This window comes from Megasphaera sp. NM10 (assembly GCF_000417505.1).
GTDB lineage: Bacteria > Bacillota > Negativicutes > Veillonellales > Megasphaeraceae > Megasphaera > Megasphaera intestinihominis.
Genome location: NZ_APHY01000025.1, coordinates 1 through 16,468, shown reverse-complemented (window position 1 = coordinate 16,468; position 16,468 = coordinate 1). Strand labels below are relative to the sequence as shown.

Genomic DNA, 16,468 nt, shown 5'->3' with positions numbered 1-16,468 from the left:
TGAATACCATGCGCAGTGATGTTGTTAAAAAGGGCGTTACCCGAACCGCCCATCGTACGTTATTCCATGCTATGGGCTATAGCGATGAAGATTTGCAGAAACCGTTGATCGGTATCTGTAATGCCTTCAATGAAATCATTCCCGGCCATATCCATTTGCGCGATATTGCCGAAGCAGTCAAGCTCGGCGTTGCCGCTGCCGGCGGTACACCGATTGAATTCCCGTCCATCGGCGTCTGCGACGGTATCGCCATGGGTCATCGCGGCATGAGCTTTTCCTTGTCCAGCCGTGAACTGATCTGTGACTCCATTGAAGCCGTAGCGACAGCTCATGCCTTTGATGGCCTGGTACTCATCCCGAACTGCGATAAAATCGTCCCGGCTATGCTCATGGCTGCCGGCCGCCTCAACATCCCGACAGTCGTCGTCAGCGGCGGCCCCATGCTCGCCGGCCGTCACAACGGCAAGAACATCAGCGTCAGCACCATGTTTGAAGCCGCTGGCAAAGTCGAATCGGGCCAGATGACACCGGAAGAAATGCACCAGATGGAATTCCAGGCCTGCCCGGGCTGCGGTTCCTGTTCCGGCTTGTTCACAGCCAACACCATGAACTGCATGACCGAAGTCCTCGGCATGGGCCTTCCCGGCAACGGCACCATTCCCGCTGCCTATACGGGCCTGCGCCGCATGTTGGCTAAGAAAGCCGGCCAGGTCGTCATGGATTTGGTCCGCAAAGATATCAAGCCGCGCGACATCATGACCCTGGAAGCCTTTGAAAACGCCATTGCCGTCGACATGGCTATCGGTGGTTCGACCAACACGGCCCTCCATTTACCGGCCATCGCCCACGAAGCCGGCGTCGACCTCTCGCTCGATGAATTCGACGAAATCAGCCGTAAAGCAGCCTATATCTGCAAGATGAGCCCTGGCGGCACGTATCATATGCAGGACCTCGATGAAGCCGGCGGCATCTGCGCTGTCATGAAAGAGGTCTCCAAATTGGGCCTCATCCACACCGACGCCAAGACCATTACCGGCACGGTCGGCGACCGCATCAAAGATGCGAAGATCCTCAACCACGACGTCATCCATTCCGTAGAAAACGCCTATATGCATAAAGGCGGCATTGCCGTCCTCAAAGGCAACCTGGCGCCTCTCGGCTCGGTCATCAAGGAAAGTGCCGTCGAACCGGACCTCCTGGTCTATAAAGGTACGGCCAAATGCTATGACTCGGAAGAAGCTGCTATTGCCGCTATCATCGGCGGTGAAATCAAAGAAGGCCACGTCGTCGTCATCCGCTACGAAGGCCCGAAAGGCGGTCCGGGCATGCGTGAAATGCTCAACCCGACAGCTGTCATCACCGGCATGGGCCTGAAAGTCGCCCTCCTGACTGACGGCCGCTTCAGCGGTGCCAGCCGCGGCGCCTGCATCGGCCACATCTCGCCGGAAGCTATGGAAGGCGGCCCCCTGGCCCTGGTCCACGACGGAGACACTATTTCCATCGACATTCCCAACCGTAAATTGGAACTGGAAGTCAGCGATGAAGAATTGGCAAAACGCAAAGCTGAATGGAAGCAGCCGGAACCGAAGGTCAAGACCGGTTACTTGTCCCGCTATGCGAAACTCGTCACGTCTGCCAATACCGGCGCTGTCATGAAATAATTAGTCTTTCAACGAGCCTCTTGCCCTGGCCGGGCCTCTTCGGAATGGCGGAGAATCCCCATCGGGGCAGGAGGTTCCTTTTTTTTGGACTTATAAACATATTGTTTTAAAAAGAGGTATTCATCATGAAAAAAGTCTGTGCCCTTATCGGTAAATATTTCGGCGTCATCGCCGTCATCTTCCTCATCATCGGCATGACCCTGCCGACGAGCTTTTCTTGGGTCCTCGGCAAGGTGGGCGGCATTTCCGTTCTCTCCGTCCTCCTCGGCGTCATCATGTTCGGCATGGGCATGACCATGAGCGTCCACGATTTCGCCCTGGTCCTCAAGCGGCCGAAAGATGTCTTTTTTGGCGCCTGCGCCCAGTATTTCGTCATGCCTTTCCTGGCCTACGTCCTTTCGACGATTTTCCAGCTCGACCCGGCCCTGACGGTTGGCGTCGTCCTCGTCGGGACCTGCCCGGGCGGTACATCGTCTAATGTCATCACCTTCATGAGCAAAGGCGACGTACCCCTGTCGGTCACGATGACCAGTGTATCGACGTTAATTTCGCCGATCATGACGCCGCTTTTGACGTATCTCATCATCGGTCAGCGCATCTCCTTTGACCCGGTCGGCATGTTCTTATCGATCCTGCAGATCGTCATCGTCCCCATCGCTCTGGGCCTCATCGTCAAGAGCTTCCTGCCGAAGCTGGCTGATACGGCTGCGGATTACCTGCCGGCTGTTTCGGCCCTGGCTATTTCCTTCCTCATCGCCGGCATCATCGGAGCCAGCCGCGATGCTATCCTCAACAGTTCGGGCATCATCCTGCTGGTCGTCATCCTGCACAACTGCCTGGGCTATGCCCTGGGATTCTTTATCGGCCATCTCTGCGGCATGAGCTGGAAGAAAATGGTCGCCTTGTCCATCGAAGTCGGCATGCAGAATTCCGGCTTAGCAACGGGCCTGGCCAAAGCACACTTTGCATCCCTGCCCATGGCCGGCGTCCCCGGTGCCGTCTTCAGTGCATGGCACAACATCTCCGGTGCCGTCTTGGCCTATCTCTACGTCAACTACCTGAACAAACGCTTCGACTCCAACTACGAAACCGACCAGAAAGCCGCTGCCAGCGTATCGCCCACAGCAGCCCATTAAATTCGATTCCATCCACTAACTGCTAAAAGAGACTATCGCACGAAGGCTTCTGCCATCATGTGCGCTCCCATTCTCTTTATAGTTTATAGTATGGAGTTTGTAGTTTACATAGAAAGCCTTTAAATTCAAAGCCATCCACTAACTGCTAACGGCTAGCTGCTAACTGCTAAAAAAAGGCGCTGTCTTCGTGCGACAGCGCCTTTTTTCTGCTATAATGGATACAAATTCACTTGTCAGGGGGAAAGTACATGTTCGCTGTCATCGTCAATGCCGTGACGTCGTCATTAGGGGCATTGCTGGGATTTCTTTTGAAGCGCGGCATACCGGAGCGCTTTACCAAGGCCATTTTTGGTGTCATTTCTCTGTGCGTCGCCATCATGGGCATACAAGGAGCCGTCCAGAGCCAGAATCTGCTCCTCGTATTGGCTAGCATGATTATCGGTACCCTCGTCGGGACGGCTATCGGCATCGAAGATGGCATGAACCGCTTCGGCGAATTCCTCAAGAAACGCATGGGCCACGGCGATGATTCGCGGTTCGTCCGGGGCTTCGTCACCTTATCCATCATGCAGGTCATCGGCGCCATGGCCATCCTCGGCCCTATCCAGGCGGCCCTGGGGAGTCATGACCTTCTCTATTTCAAGAGCGCCCTGGACTTTACGTCTTCTTTCATTTTTGGGACCCTTTACGGCTTGGGCGTCGTTCCCGTCGGCATCGTCCTCTTCATCTATCAGGCTTTTTCTATCTGTTGGCGACCTTCATCATGCCCCTCATGACGCCCGATGTCATCCGGGAATTGAATGCCGTCGGCAGTGTCATGATCCTGGGTATTGCCCTCAACATGTTCCAGTTGACGAAGCTGAAAGTAGCCGATTTCCTGCCAGCCCTATTCATACCTATTATTTATTATCATTTAATCGTCTGATGATGGTATTACGACAATGTGCCACTTGTCATATATTCCAATCATTTACAGGATTCACGGCGGGACGCCTTAGACAGGCGTCCCCTACGGCATCGCATACAGGCGATGAAAAATAACGCGGCTATCTGCCGCCTACGTAGGGGCCGTCCCGGCCAGGGAGGCCCGTGGTGATGTTCGACCACAGCTTATTCGTGTATCATGGCAGGCTCTTTACCATTTAGGAGGCGTTTTTATGCATTTGCAGGAGATCATTGATCAATTAAAAACGGACGAACGGAACGCGTCGTATACGGCCCGCGGCATCGGTCCTATTTTTCAGATCCACGAGAAAGCGAGAATCTTGATCATCGGTCAGGCTCCGGGCAAGAAGGTCGAAGAATCGGGGATTCCTTTCCATGACAAGTCCGGTGAAAAGCTGATGGCCTGGATGGGCATTGACAGCCAGACTTTCTATTCGCCGGCCATTTCCATTATGCCTATGGATTTCTACTATCCGGGCAAAGCCAAAACGGGCGACAAACCGCCGAGACGGTTCATCGCCCAGGAATATCATCGTGAAATTCTGCAACTCATGCCGGACCTGGCACTGACCATCCTCGTCGGCAAGTACGCCATCGACTATTATTTGAAAGGCCGGACGGAACGCAACCTGACGGAGACTGTGCGGAATTATCAGGCTTACTTGCCGGACTATTTCCCCATCGTTCATCCCAGTCCGCTCAACTTCCGCTGGCAGGCCAAGAATCCCTGGTTCGAGGCCGACGTCGTGCCGGAGCTCCAGAATCGGGTCCGGTCTGTACTCCCGTAAATCAGCCAGGCACTACGTTTTGGGAACCGTCAAGGCATCGAGAGTCTTGAAGAAGTTTTTCTTTAAGTGCTGGATGAATTCTTCCTTTGGATAGTGGACGGGCAGAGCCTTGATGACCGGGCTGTTCTGGGCCAGGAAGGCCAGGGTGAACGGCGCGATGAGGCTGAGGTAGGCACTGTAAAATCCGATATCCGCCGTGTCATAGCCCAAGGCCTGCTGCAGGACGCCTGAGGATACGTAGAATTTGGGCAGGCCCTTTTGGGAAATGATATTCTGAATGTACGGCGACGGGTGCAGGAGTTCCTGGATCCAGACGCGGACGTGCCAGTCGTTGCGGCGAAAGGCATCTTCTATAAAATAATCGACAAAACGTTCTAATTTCTGGCGCGGCGAGCCTTCTTGCTGCGCCAGTTTTTTGAGTACGTCCACATTGACCAGGTAATCCTGGACTTCTTCGAGGACGGCGACGTACAGGCCGTCGCGGCTGCCGAAGTGATAGTTGACAGCCGCCATATTGACACCAGCTTTTTGGCAGATTTCCTTACTTGTCGTACCGTCGTAGCCGTGTTGGGCAAAGAGCGGGCCTGCAGCTTCGATGATGCGTGCTTTTGTTTCCCGGCCGTCTTCGCGGCTCGACGTCACAGGCGCTTTATGAGGCATAGCAATCCCTCTTTCTATGATAATTTATGGCGAAACAGCCAGGCAGCCAGGGGCAGGGTGACGGCGGCAACGGCCAGCATGGGCAGATAAGTATAGGCAATTACAGGGATACCGGCGCCTTCCAGGTAGATGCGGCGTATGGCTTCGATGGCAAAGCGCATGGGATTGATATAGGTCACGTACTGCAGGACCTGCGGCATGTTGCGGACTGGTGTCGCCAGTCCTGACAGGAGTATCATGGGCATGAGGAATAAGAAACAGTATACCATGACTTGCTGCATGTTCTTGGCTACGGCTGAAATCGACAGGCCCAGGCCGACACAACTTACGAGGAAAATGAAAATCGTAAGGTAGAGAGCGGCCAGGGAACCGACTAATTGTATTTTAAACCAAAACACGGCGATGCACAACATGAGCGTCGCCTGGACGAGGCCGATGAGGATAGGCGGCACGGCTTTGCCGATGAGGATTTCTGGCGGCGTCAGCGGCGTGACCAGAAGCTGGTCGAAGGTGCCATTTTCCCGTTCCCTGGCGACGGAGAGGCCGGCCAGGATGAGGACCTGTGTCAAGGCCAGCATGGGGATGAGCGATGGCAGGAACATGCGGCGTGTAATGTTATTGGGGTTATACCAGATGCGCGAACGGATTTCGATGAGTGGCTGATGGCCGATTCGCTGGACATTCATGGCTGAGACTGATAGAGGCAGCATAACTGGCCGCCAGGCCGGCTGTCATGGGATTGCGTCCGTCGGTGACCGTCTGGATCGGCGCTTCCTGGCCGCTGTTCAGTCGGCGGGCAAAGTCCGATGGGATGGTAATGACGATCATGGCCTCGCCGCTGTCGATGGCTTGGGCGATCTGCTGTGTCGACGACAAGGTCTGGACGCGCTGGAAGATGCCGGTCCCATCGAGATGGGCGATGAAATCGGCCGATTCCCGGCTGTGGTCTTCATCGACGAGGGCATACGGTACATTGTCGAGGTTATACGTCGCCGTATACCCAAATAGGAGTCCTTGGACGAGGACGGGGATGACCAGGATGACACGGCTCTTCGGGTCTTTCAAGGTCGTCAGCAGTTCTTTGACGATGAGCTGGTAGATTTTATAAAAAGTCAGTCGGAATGTGTCCATCAGGCAACCCCCTTTTTGGTGACGCGCAGGGACAGGAAAACGAAGAATACGGCATAAGCGCCGAGGATGGCACAGTCCTTGATGACCAGGGGCCCCGTCGTGCCGGCCAGGAACAAGGATTTCATCAATTCCATATAATACGTCGCTGGCAGGACGTGGCCGATGACGGCAATGGCTGTCGGTACGCTACGCAGGTCAAAGAGGAAACCACTGAGCATGATCGTCGGGAGCAGGCTGACGACCAGGGCCATCTGGCAGGCCAGGAACTGGTTCTTGGTCAGCGACGAAATGGTGAGGCCCATGCCGATGGCGACGAAGATGTATTCAATAGATGATAGAAGAATCAAGGCCAGAGACCCGTGCATGGGCACGCCGTAGCCGTAATAAGCGGCGACGAGGCAGAGAACAAGGCCGACCAGGGCGATGCAGAAATAGGGTATCATTTTGGCGGCAATGATTTCCAGCGGCCGGACGGGTGTGACGAAGAGGGATTCCAGTGTGCCCCGTTCCCATTCCCGGGCCATGACCAGGGAGGTCAGGAAGACGCCGACCAGGGTCATGACGATGACGATGAGTCCGGGGATGAACATCCATGAACTCGTATTGGCGTCGTTGAACCATTGCCGCGACACCAGTGTAATCGTACCCGTCCGGGACGCTGCGCCGTGGCTTTTGGCCCAAGCGGCCTGCCAGGCCTGGAAGCCGCTGGAAATATAGGTATTGGCCGCATTGGCCGTCGTCGCATCGATGCCATACAAGAGGACCTGCACCGTCGCATGGCCTTGTTCCAGGCGGTCCGTGAAATCCGGCGGGATGACGATGATGGCATCGGCCTGGCGGGCATCCATCAGGGCGGCGGCCTCACTTATGGAAGATACGTAGTGCGGTGAGAAATATGGCGAGCCGTCGAGGAAGTGAAGGGTGCTGCGGGCCGTCGGCGAGCTGTCTTCCAGGGCGACGGCGACGGGCAGGTCCTTGACATCGAGGGATAGGCCGGATCCCATGAGGATGATGAGCATGAGAGGGATGACGATGCCGATGAGGAAGCTGCTGGGGTCGCGCAGCATCTGACAGAATTCTTTATGACATAAGGCGAGAAAACGATGCAGGTTCATGACGATACCTCCTGATGATGGCGGCCGGACTCGACGATATGGATGAAGGCGTCATTCATAGTCGGACTATTACCGCCCTGTTTCCGGATGGCCGACGGCGTGCCGATGGCGATGAGCTGCCCCCGGTCCTGTATCATGATGCGGTCGCAGTATTCGGCTTCTTCCATGAAATGTGTCGTGACGATGATCGTCGTCCCCTTGGCCGACAGGTCCGTGATCTGCCGCCAGAAGAGACGGCGGGCCAGCGGGTCGATGCCGCTTGTCGGTTCGTCGAGAAAGAGGATAGGTGGTTCGTGGAGCAGGGCCGCTGCCATGGACAGGCGTTGTTTGTAGCCGCCAGGAAGGCTGCCGGCCGGCATATGGCGGAAGCCGGACAAATCGAATTCTTCGATGACCGCTTCGATGCGCTGGTCCAGCCGGCGGCCGCGCAGGCCGTAGGCACTGCCGAAGAAGCGGAGGTTCTCTTCGACGGACAGCGTCGTGTAGAGGGAGAATTTTTGCGCTACGTAGCCGATATGGGCCCTGGCCTGGGCTCGGGCGGTTCGCAGGTTGACGCCGGCTACGGAAATCTGGCCGGACGATACGGGAAGCAGGCCGCAGAGCATGCGGAACGTCGTCGATTTCCCGGCTCCGTTCGGGCCGAGGAGGCCGAAGATTTCCCCTTCGTAGACGCTGAACGACGTATGATTGACGGCGATGAAATCGCCGAAGCGGCGGACAATGTCCCGGACTTCGATGATTTTCCGTCCTGTTTCTACTCTTTTGGCAGCAGTCATATCGGGGCGGCTGTAGTGGGAGGGAAGGGACGGTTCCTGCTGGCGCAGGAGGCTCATGAAACTATCTTCCAGTCTGGCCGGGACGGCCGTTACTGTCAGGCCGGGCAGGGCGAGGTCCTTCAGGCTGGCCTGGGGCGTCAGACTGAAACGGACGGCCCCGCCTTCGGGAACGGCATCGGCTACGGCTTCCGTTTCGTCGATGAGGGCAGCCTGTATGAGCCGCGGTGGGACATTTTCCGGCGGCCTGACGACATAACAGCGGCCCTGGGCATAGTGGCAGAGCGTGTCCGGTGCGCCCTGGGCCAGGATATGCCCTTTATGCAGGATGTATACGTCGTGGCAGTGTTCGGCTTCTTCCAGGTAGGCCGTTGCGACCAGGATGGTCAGGGACCCCGACGCCGACAGGGTGTCGAGGATTTGCCACAGTTCCCGCCGCGATAGGGGGTCGACGCCGACTGTCGGCTCGTCGAGGAGCAGTAGCGGCGGCATGGAAACGAGGGTGCAGGCCAGCCCCAATTTCTGCTTCATACCGCCAGAGAGCTTGCCGGCCATGCGCTTCGTGAACGGGCTCAGACCGGTCAGGTCGAGCAGTTTCTTGAAGCGCTCCTGGCGCACGGCTTGAGGGACCGCGTGGAGGTTGGCGTAGAGGTCCAGGTTTTCCTGGACCGACAGGTCTTCATAGAGACCGAATTCCTGGGGCATATAACCGATATGGTCCTGGACGGCCTGAGGATGGCTGGCCACGTCCATACCCAGGACCGACAGGCTGCCGGCATCGCTTTTCAACAGGCCGCAGACGAGGCGCATGAAAGTCGTCTTGCCAGCCCCGTCAGGGCCGATGATGGCCGTCAGACTCCCGGTGCGGACGGTCAGTGAAACCCCTGATAAAGCCGTGACCGGACTGGACTGACCAGGGCGGATGAATTGTTTTACGATCCCCTGGGCCTCGAGGGCTGGGGAGGTCGATGCAGGCTGACAGTTCGTCATGGGAATCCTTCCTTTCTGCCTCAGAAGGTGACTGTCGCCGGCATGCCCAGGCGCAGGACGTTGTCGGGGTCGGTGACGTAAATCCGGACTTCATAGACGAGGGATGTCCTGAGGTCATCGGTTTCCACGGATTTCGGCGTAAACTCTGCCGTGTCGGAAATGTAACCGACCTGGCCCGTCAAGGGCGTGTCGACGCTGTCGATAGTGACCGTTGCCGACTGGCCTTCGTGGATTTTTCCCAGTTTATCTTCCGAAATGTAGGCCCGGATCCACTTGGTCGTATCCAGGCTGAGCGTATAGACCGGTGTCGACGGTGAGGCCATGTCGCCCGGTTCGACGAGGCGCGAGCGGATGACGCCGTCCTGCGGGGCGACGAGAGTGGCCTGGCTCAGGTTATACTGGGCGGTCTGCAGTTCGTTCTGCAGGGACTGGAGCTGTGCCTGTGCGGCGTCGATGTCTTCCTGGCGATAGCCGTTGCTGGCCAGGTCGTGGGCCGACTGAGCATGGGCCAGGGTAGCCGCTGTCGATTTGGCCTTGGCTTCCGCTGCATCCAAGGTCTGCTTGCTGATGGCGTCGCCGGCATAGAGCGTACTCATGCGCTGATAATCGGCGGCGGCATTATCCGCTTCGGCCTGAGCCGATTGGACGGAAGCCGCTGCTTCGGCAATTTCTTCGGGCCGCGAGCCGTTGTTCATCTTAGCGACGACGGCTTCCTGCTGGGCGATTTGCGCCTGGCAGCGGGCAATCGTCAATTTTAGGGGCGTCGTATTGAGCGTAGCCAGGACCTGCCCTTGGTGGACACGGTCGCCTTCTTCGACATTCATCGAGGCGATGCGTTCACTGGCATTGAATGTGAGCGAAACCTGACGGACATCGACATTGCCATGGAGCGTAAGCGGCGCTGCTTTAGGCTGCTGCCAGTAGCACCAGGCCCCAGCGGCAGCGGCCAGGAGGATGATGAAAATGAAGAGCTGTTTCTTATGGGCTTGCAGGGAAGCGGAGAGCATGGACATTCCTTCTTTCTTAGGACGGTATGCAGATTAGCAGAATTTTCTCTTTCTATTATATATAATTCAAATTCAAATTTCAACTATAAAATATAGAAAAGATGACCATGACATATGTAAATTTTTGACGGTAAAACGTACAACTAACTTAAAAGCTTATTGACTTCACGGGAGCGACACGGTATAATAGGCCTCAACAAATACAAAACAGTGTTGAATGGAAATAGTAATGTTTGGGAAACCATGACAGAGACCTGCTGGCGGCTGAGAGGCAGGATGGAATCCCGGCGTGAAGTCGTCCAGGAGCTGCTGCCCGAACGTATTTTGCTAGTAGACGCAGCCGGCAGGCAACCGTTACCTTGCCAGGCATTACATGGGCTGTCCCGGAGATGCTGGAAAAGTGGTCATTACGACAATGAGAGTGGTACCGCAGAGTGAATACTTTGTCTCTTTTTAGAGGCAAAGTTTTTTTTTGCTCCATCAAAACCGTTTGCGTATTTGTATTTGTCAGGTCTTATTTTAGAAAGGATGTGCGTGACTATGATGGATTTCATTGGAAAGTTGAGCGGTTTTGTTGGGAAGAATTTGACGTATATCGTCTTTCTCGTCGTCATCTGGGCTTATTTCATGCCCAATGCCTTTCTCTGGGCGGTTCCTCATACGGTCCTCTTGTTAGGCGTCATCATGTTCGGTATGGGTATGACGCTCCATGCCCGGGATTTCAAATTGATCGTCCAGCGGCCGAAGGAAGTCCTCATCGGCTGTACGGCTCACTATACGATTATGCCCCTCTTGGCCTATGCCCTGGTCCTGGCCTTTGAAATGCCGCCGGAAATCGCCGTCGGCATGATCCTCCTCGGCTCCTGTCCCAGCGGGACGGCGTCAAATGTCATGGGCTTCCTGGCCAAGGCCGATGTACCCCTGTCCGTTTCCATTACGACGTGTTCGACCTTGCTGGCGCCGATTATGATGCCTTTTATCGTCTGGGGCCTGGCCGGCCAATGGGTCGAAGTTTCCTTTATGGCTATGGCCATGACAGTCATGAAAGTCATCCTGGTTCCCTTGATCCTCGGCTTATTGACGCATCGCCTGATGGGAGAAAAACATATTGCCTCCCTGTCGAAGGTCCTGGTCCTCGTTTCGGCTTTCGGCGTCCTGGTCATCGTCGGCGGCGTCATTGCCATCAATGGCGCTAAAATCCTGGACATGGGTATCTTCATCATCCTCATGGTCCTCCTGCACAATCTCGGCGGCTTCCTCATCGGCTATTTCGTTACAGGCAAGCTGGGCTTGGGCAAGAAACAGCAGCACTCGGTCACGTTGGAAGTCGGCATGCAGAACGACGCCCTGGCCATTTCGCTGGTATCGGTCTTCTTTGCCCCGGCCGTCGCCATTCCGGCAGCCGTCGGAGCGGCTATCCATCAGGTAACGGGTTCTATCCTGGCCGGCATCTTTGCCCGCCACATGGATGCTCATGAAACCAAAGAAAAAGCGAAGGCTCAGGCCGAAACGCTCATGGAAGCCGTACCGGGCAGTCATTGAGGTCATCGAGTAAAACTTGCAAGCCCTCATTTGTTTTGATACTATAAGTATAGACAAATGGGGGCTTTTTCATGAGATTTGTTATATATTTACGAAAACATGTACATAAAATATTTCATGGGCCATTTGGTGATATCCAGGCTATTTTGGCGGATCCGGAATTCAGGAAACGGAAAATACGGGATAATCTCTATGCCTGCAGTTTCATTTCCTGCCTCCTGTGCATCATCGCCCTGACCGGGGTCATCGGTACGTATGCGCCCAATGCAGCCGGAGCCGTCTTGCCGGCTATCAATGCAACGGCAGTCTATGGAATCATTTTTAGCGTCAATGTCCTCTTTTTTGCCGGTTTCTACCGATGTCTGCACGGAGCGGTCCGCAATGAAAAGATATTAGAAAATCTGGTCTATATCTTTTTGTTCATCAATTCATCCTGGCGTGCCTGACTTTTTTCAGCACCCAGGACGGGAGCAGTTTCTTCTTTGAATACCTGCTCATGCTCATCATGGTCTATTTGCTGCCCATTTACGATAACCTCAAGGTTTTGTTTCCCATCGTCGCCGTCAATCTGGTCACGACCTTTGCCGTCATCGCCATGACAGGTCATCAGATTGCCTGGCAGGACCAATACGATATCGTCCTCTTTTATCTGGTTTGTCTGGTCATCATCTTTTCGCGGCGCCATCTGGCCCTGGCTTTTGCCCAGATACGCATGCACCTCCGGTCCAGTAATGAAGAGAGTTTTACCAGCGGAGCCGGACCGATGAGCTGACCGGGCTGCTGAACCGCGAAGCCCTGCGGGAAGATTTTGAACAGTATTTAGGACAGACGATTTGTGTCATGATTTGCGACATCGACCGGTTTAAATTTTTCAATGATACTTATGGCCATGTACTCGGCGATGATATCCTGTCCGGCATCAGCCGGCTTTTGTGCCATATCTTCCCGGATGATTGTGTCTACCGCTATGGAGGCGATGAATTCCTGATTTTGTCATTTCGGAATCAACCTTCGTTCCAGGACGATGTAGAGCGGTTCCAGCGGCACTTGAAGGACTTGCCCTTTGACGATTTGACCCGCCAGCCGACGATGAGCGGCGGCTATACGTGGGGCCTCTGCCAGGGCGCTGTCGACCTGCGGAAAATGTTCGCCTTAGCCGACCATTTCCTCTATCAGGCTAAAGAAGCCGGCCGCAACCGCATCCACTGCGAACCCTTCGATGACCAAAAAGCAGAAATCAGCCTGCATGAAATAGGAAACCTTATAGATAAAAGTTCATAAAAAAGTAGCATTCTAACGTAGGGGCTCGCACGTGGCGAGCCCGCCACAAGAATGTGTGTCGTTTGCATGAATGAAAGTTTGTGGGGGTCGCCCGTGGGCGACCCGCTAGGGATTTGGATGGTTTTCCTAGCAAGCTGATTGGGACATCGTACATATACCGGAGCGGGCGCCCCACGGGTCGCCCCTACAACACAAAAAGGGGCTGTCGCACATGCGACAGCCCCTTTTTTTACGAGCCACTAACCACGAGCCACTAATCCCTAACCTCAAATGACCTGCGGGAAGGTGTTGGTCAGTATTTTAGCCCCGCCTTCGGTGGTTTTGGTCTGCAAGGACGTTCCAACCGTTGCGACGTCTTCGATATCCGTCGGGATGCGCTTATAGGGCAGCTTTTTCATAATGCGGTCCATAGATTCCGTCAGGATTTCCTTGGGGTCGTTCAGGATAGATGCCGATTCGATTTCACGGCCTTTGTCGCTGTAGCTCTTGAAGGTATCGGTCCGCTTATCGTAGGCGTATACCGTCAGGTGATAGAGACATTCCGTGATGATTTCGTCATCATCATAGCGCCAGAGCCCGGCCATGTGCTGCCGCCAGTACCAGGTCTGGACGACGGGGACCAGGACGACGTCGGCTTTATACTGGGCCGAAAGGGCGCGCATCGTGTCGATGTTGACGTCAGACGGCGACAGAGCCGTATCCGTTTCGATGCGGTCCCAGTAGGGGATGCGGAACGGCTGTTTCAGCCGGTTTTTCATGAAACGGGCGGCGTAGCTGTCCTGTGTCGTATCGGCAATGACGACAGTGCGCATGTTATTGAAGCGCGGGCCGTCGGCAAAGACCGTTGTAATCGACAGGATGCAGAAGAAGAGCAAAAGACAGAGTTTTTTCACGAGGCAACACCTCCAGCAAAAAATCAGAAATTGCCGTTATCGTTTAAGAGCGGCAGCGTGTCGTCGACTTGCGGGATGTAGCGTTCCAAAGTGGCCAGCATTTTTTCCTTATCCATCGGCAGGGTGCCGCCGACAGGCAGGAGATTGGAAACGTGGTTACTGCGGAAGATGCAGGGCTTGGTCATTTCCGTATGGCGCAGGATCATGTCCAGTTCCTGGAGGAAGCCCCGCGCTGTCAGGGGGGTAAACGTTCCATTGACGACATCCTGGTAGAGCGGTACTTCGCGGGGAATAATGAGCGACAAGGCGCTGAGCATAGTCGGGTTGATGGCCGATACGACCTGGGCCGTATGCAGGGCATGTTCCTTGGTCCGTTCCTGGCCGCCCAGACCGAGGAGAATCATCGTCGACAGCTTCATGCCTGCTGCCAGGGCTTTTTTCCCGGCTTCGATGGTCAGGGCTGCCGTCGTCCCTTTATCGACGAGTTTCAAGACTTCGTCGTCTCCGCTTTCAATGCCCATGTAGACGATGGCCAGGCCCGCTTCGCGGAGGCGCTTCAATTCTTTCGGCGTCTTGCGGACCAGGTCAGCCGGAGTCGCATAGGCACCGATACGGTTCAGATTGGGGAATTTTTCGTAGCATTTCTGCATGATAGCTACGAGTTTGTCCGTCGGCAGGACCAGGGCATCGCCATCAGCCAGGAAAATCCGGCGGATGAAGGGCATGGCATAGGCGCCGCGCTCGATGATCCCTTCTATTTCTTCCATGGGACGGATGCGGAATTTAGACGCTTTGTACATATCGCAGAAACGGCAGGTATTGTGGGAACAGCCGATAGTAACGCGCAGGATGAAGCTGCGGGCTTCACTGGGCGGGCGGAAGACGAGGCCGCCGGCATCATCAATAATCATAGTAACACACCTTTCTCAAAAGATGAAAAAAACATTATTCATTCATCTCTTATTATACACGAAAAGTACGTATTACGAAATAGCTGGTTTCTTCTGCAAGATGATAATGAAGACCGTAGCGATGATACAGGCATAGCCGATGAGTTCAACCGTATGGAACGTCGTACCCAAGGCGATGGCCGAAGTCACTGAAGCGACGACCGGTTCCAGCGTGCCCAGGAGAGTCGCCTTCATCGGCCCGATTTCACTGATACCCGTGACAAAAGCCGCAAAAGACAGGGCCGTGCCGATGATGACGATAAAGGCAACAGCCAGCCAGCCCGTCAGGTCCAATGCGGGCCAGACCGTCCAGACCTGCAGGGTCAGACTGAGAAAAACGCCGCCGATGATCATGCCCAGGCCGTTGGCAACGGCCGCTCCCCAATGAGCTGCCAGCCCCTGGGACAGGACAGGATAGGGTGACACAGGCGATGGCGCCGATGAGGCCCCAGGTCAGGCCTAACGGAGAAATGACCATCGTCGACGGGGTGCCGTTGGTCGCAGCCAGGTAGACGCCGCCAAAGGCCAGGAAGACCGACAGGATTTCCCGCCCTGTCGGCCGTTTATGGAAGCGGACGGCTAAATAGAGCGACATGAGGACGACACTCAGGGTCTGCAGGACCGTCGCCGTGCCGGCGTTCGAGTTCTTTATGGCCGATAAATACGAGAACTGGCTCAAGATGAGGCCGAATAGGGCAAACAGGACCAAGTGGCGCAGACTGACCGGGTCATGCAGCATCTGGCGTATCTCGGCCCGCTTCGTCGGCAGTACCATGAGCGTCAGGAACAACCCGGCCAGGCACATGCGTATCGACGCCAGCCAGGACGGCTCGACAGGATAATGAGAGAGCAGGAACTGACTGACAACGCCATTGAACCCCCACGTCGTCGCACCGATGACACAAGCCACAATACCATGCTGCGTTTTTGTCATACTAAGACCTCCTCTGCCTGGGGCAATCATATTATCCTAAGTATACACGAGGTGAGGAAGGGGTGCAAGGGAATACCGCTTTCAAGCGGTATTCCCTGTAGGAGCGCCACGTAGGGCGCCCGCTGTCGAAAAAGGGGCTTGTCATCATGCGAGGTCCTTTTCACTTTATAGTTTGTAGTATGTAGTTTATAGTTTGTAGAAGATGACTTTAAATTTAAAAACCTCCGCTAACCCCTAGCCACTAGCTACTAACCACTAAAAAAAGGCGCTGTCGCATCGCGACAGCGCTTTTTTTATCACAGTTTCGCCAGAAGACTCCTTCCTCTTAGGTAGGGGCATCAATGGCGATGGATTTCGCAGGTTCGATGCCTGCGAAATCCACCTATGTCTTTCCTGTCTTAGCCTTTTCACTTCGGCTACGGTATAATGGTAGATAACAGAGGAGGTGAATCCCAAATGTACTTGACGCAATCGAATGTCATCCGCGGCTTGTCGAAACAAGATTATACCATGCTCCGGGAAATGTGCCAATACAGCAATAACCTGTACAATGTAGCGGTCTATACGATTCGGCAGCATTACTTCGATACTCATCAATTCTTGCGGTACGAAGAAAATTACCCCATTTGCAAGGAAAATGAAAACTATGGCTTGTTGCAGSC

The 16,468-nt window shown here is 55.0% G+C and carries 16 protein-coding genes, 3 pseudogenes and 1 other annotated feature; of the genes and pseudogenes, 9 read left to right on the top strand and 10 right to left on the bottom strand.

Going from position 1 to position 16,468, the window contains the following annotated elements; translation table 11 throughout:
* Positions 1–8 precede the first annotated feature (8 nt).
* The 4 genes and pseudogenes from ilvD to NM10_RS05505 all read left to right on the top strand — a co-directional run bounded on the left by ilvD (position 9) and on the right by NM10_RS05505 (position 4,530).
* Positions 9–1,661: a dihydroxy-acid dehydratase gene (gene ilvD, locus NM10_RS05520; RefSeq protein WP_020310609.1), complete on the top strand. Its 1,653-nt coding sequence runs from the start codon at positions 9–11 to the stop codon at positions 1,659–1,661.
* 125 nt (positions 1,662–1,786) lie between these two features.
* Positions 1,787–2,797, top strand: coding sequence for a bile acid:sodium symporter family protein (locus NM10_RS05515; protein ID WP_020310608.1), 1,011 nt, complete (start codon positions 1,787–1,789; stop codon positions 2,795–2,797).
* A gap of 248 nt (positions 2,798–3,045) precedes the next feature.
* Positions 3,046–3,722, top strand: a pseudogene (locus NM10_RS05510) (DUF554 domain-containing protein).
* A 232-nt stretch (positions 3,723–3,954) separates the two neighbouring features.
* Positions 3,955–4,530, top strand: a complete 576-nt coding sequence (locus NM10_RS05505) for a uracil-DNA glycosylase family protein (protein WP_020310605.1) — start codon at positions 3,955–3,957, stop codon at positions 4,528–4,530.
* A gap of 12 nt (positions 4,531–4,542) precedes the next feature.
* Here NM10_RS05505 and NM10_RS05500 read toward each other — a convergent pair whose 3' ends face one another.
* The 6 genes from NM10_RS05500 to NM10_RS05480 are packed head-to-tail and all read right to left on the bottom strand — an operon-like array spanning position 4,543 to position 10,212.
* Entirely contained in the window at positions 4,543–5,190 is a 648-nt protein-coding gene (locus tag NM10_RS05500; protein ID WP_020310604.1) for a TetR/AcrR family transcriptional regulator, read from the bottom strand.
* A 14-nt stretch (positions 5,191–5,204) separates the two neighbouring features.
* Entirely contained in the window at positions 5,205–5,876 is a 672-nt protein-coding gene (locus tag NM10_RS14985; protein ID WP_256378959.1) for an ABC transporter permease, read from the bottom strand.
* On the bottom strand, positions 5,815–6,321 hold the full coding sequence (locus NM10_RS14980) for an ABC transporter permease (RefSeq protein ID WP_256378958.1): 507 nt from the start codon (positions 6,319–6,321) through the stop codon (positions 5,815–5,817). The genes NM10_RS14985 and NM10_RS14980 overlap by 62 nt, the downstream gene beginning before the upstream one ends.
* Entirely contained in the window at positions 6,321–7,436 is a 1,116-nt protein-coding gene (locus tag NM10_RS05490) for an ABC transporter permease (protein WP_020310603.1), read from the bottom strand. The genes NM10_RS14980 and NM10_RS05490 overlap by 1 nt, the downstream gene beginning before the upstream one ends.
* Positions 7,433–9,199: an ATP-binding cassette domain-containing protein gene (locus NM10_RS05485; RefSeq protein ID WP_020310602.1), complete on the bottom strand. Its 1,767-nt coding sequence runs from the start codon at positions 9,197–9,199 to the stop codon at positions 7,433–7,435. The genes NM10_RS05490 and NM10_RS05485 overlap by 4 nt, the downstream gene beginning before the upstream one ends.
* 20 nt (positions 9,200–9,219) lie before the next feature.
* On the bottom strand, positions 9,220–10,212 hold the full coding sequence (locus NM10_RS05480) for an HlyD family efflux transporter periplasmic adaptor subunit (RefSeq protein WP_239639626.1): 993 nt from the start codon (positions 10,210–10,212) through the stop codon (positions 9,220–9,222).
* A gap of 198 nt (positions 10,213–10,410) precedes the next feature.
* Positions 10,411–10,660: a binding site (T-box leader), on the top strand.
* A gap of 86 nt (positions 10,661–10,746) precedes the next feature.
* On the opposite strand from NM10_RS05480, the gene NM10_RS05475 reads away from it, so the two are divergent.
* The 4 genes from NM10_RS05475 to NM10_RS05460 all read left to right on the top strand — a co-directional run bounded on the left by NM10_RS05475 (position 10,747) and on the right by NM10_RS05460 (position 13,029).
* Positions 10,747–11,748 carry a bile acid:sodium symporter family protein gene (locus tag NM10_RS05475; RefSeq protein ID WP_020310600.1) on the top strand — a complete coding sequence of 334 codons (1,002 nt, stop codon included), beginning with the start codon at positions 10,747–10,749 and terminating at the stop codon, positions 11,746–11,748.
* A 71-nt stretch (positions 11,749–11,819) separates the two neighbouring features.
* On the top strand, positions 11,820–12,194 hold the full coding sequence (locus tag NM10_RS05470) for a hypothetical protein (RefSeq protein WP_036243785.1): 375 nt from the start codon (positions 11,820–11,822) through the stop codon (positions 12,192–12,194).
* A 50-nt stretch (positions 12,195–12,244) separates the two neighbouring features.
* Positions 12,245–12,520 carry a hypothetical protein gene (locus NM10_RS05465; protein WP_020310598.1) on the top strand — a complete coding sequence of 92 codons (276 nt, stop codon included), beginning with the start codon at positions 12,245–12,247 and terminating at the stop codon, positions 12,518–12,520.
* Positions 12,517–13,029 carry a GGDEF domain-containing protein gene (locus tag NM10_RS05460; RefSeq protein WP_071601832.1) on the top strand — a complete coding sequence of 171 codons (513 nt, stop codon included), beginning with the start codon at positions 12,517–12,519 and terminating at the stop codon, positions 13,027–13,029. The genes NM10_RS05465 and NM10_RS05460 overlap by 4 nt, the downstream gene beginning before the upstream one ends.
* 266 nt (positions 13,030–13,295) lie before the next feature.
* On the opposite strand, the gene NM10_RS05455 is transcribed toward NM10_RS05460, so the two are convergent.
* The 4 genes and pseudogenes from NM10_RS05455 to NM10_RS14485 all read right to left on the bottom strand — a co-directional run.
* Entirely contained in the window at positions 13,296–13,922 is a 627-nt protein-coding gene (locus tag NM10_RS05455) for a hypothetical protein (protein ID WP_020310596.1), read from the bottom strand.
* Between the two features lie 23 nt (positions 13,923–13,945).
* Complete coding sequence (locus tag NM10_RS05450; RefSeq protein ID WP_020310595.1) at positions 13,946–14,833, bottom strand: radical SAM protein; 888 nt, start codon at positions 14,831–14,833, stop codon at positions 13,946–13,948.
* A 72-nt stretch (positions 14,834–14,905) separates the two neighbouring features.
* A complete protein-coding gene (locus NM10_RS14490) occupies positions 14,906–15,298 on the bottom strand; it encodes a DMT family transporter (protein ID WP_239639625.1) in 393 nt (130 codons plus the stop codon).
* A 136-nt stretch (positions 15,299–15,434) separates the two neighbouring features.
* A pseudogene (locus tag NM10_RS14485) lies at positions 15,435–15,806 on the bottom strand (EamA family transporter); the annotation flags it as partial.
* 456 nt (positions 15,807–16,262) lie between these two features.
* Here NM10_RS14485 and NM10_RS05440 point away from each other — a divergent pair.
* Positions 16,263–16,468 (top strand): annotated as a pseudogene (locus NM10_RS05440) (transposase); the annotation flags it as partial.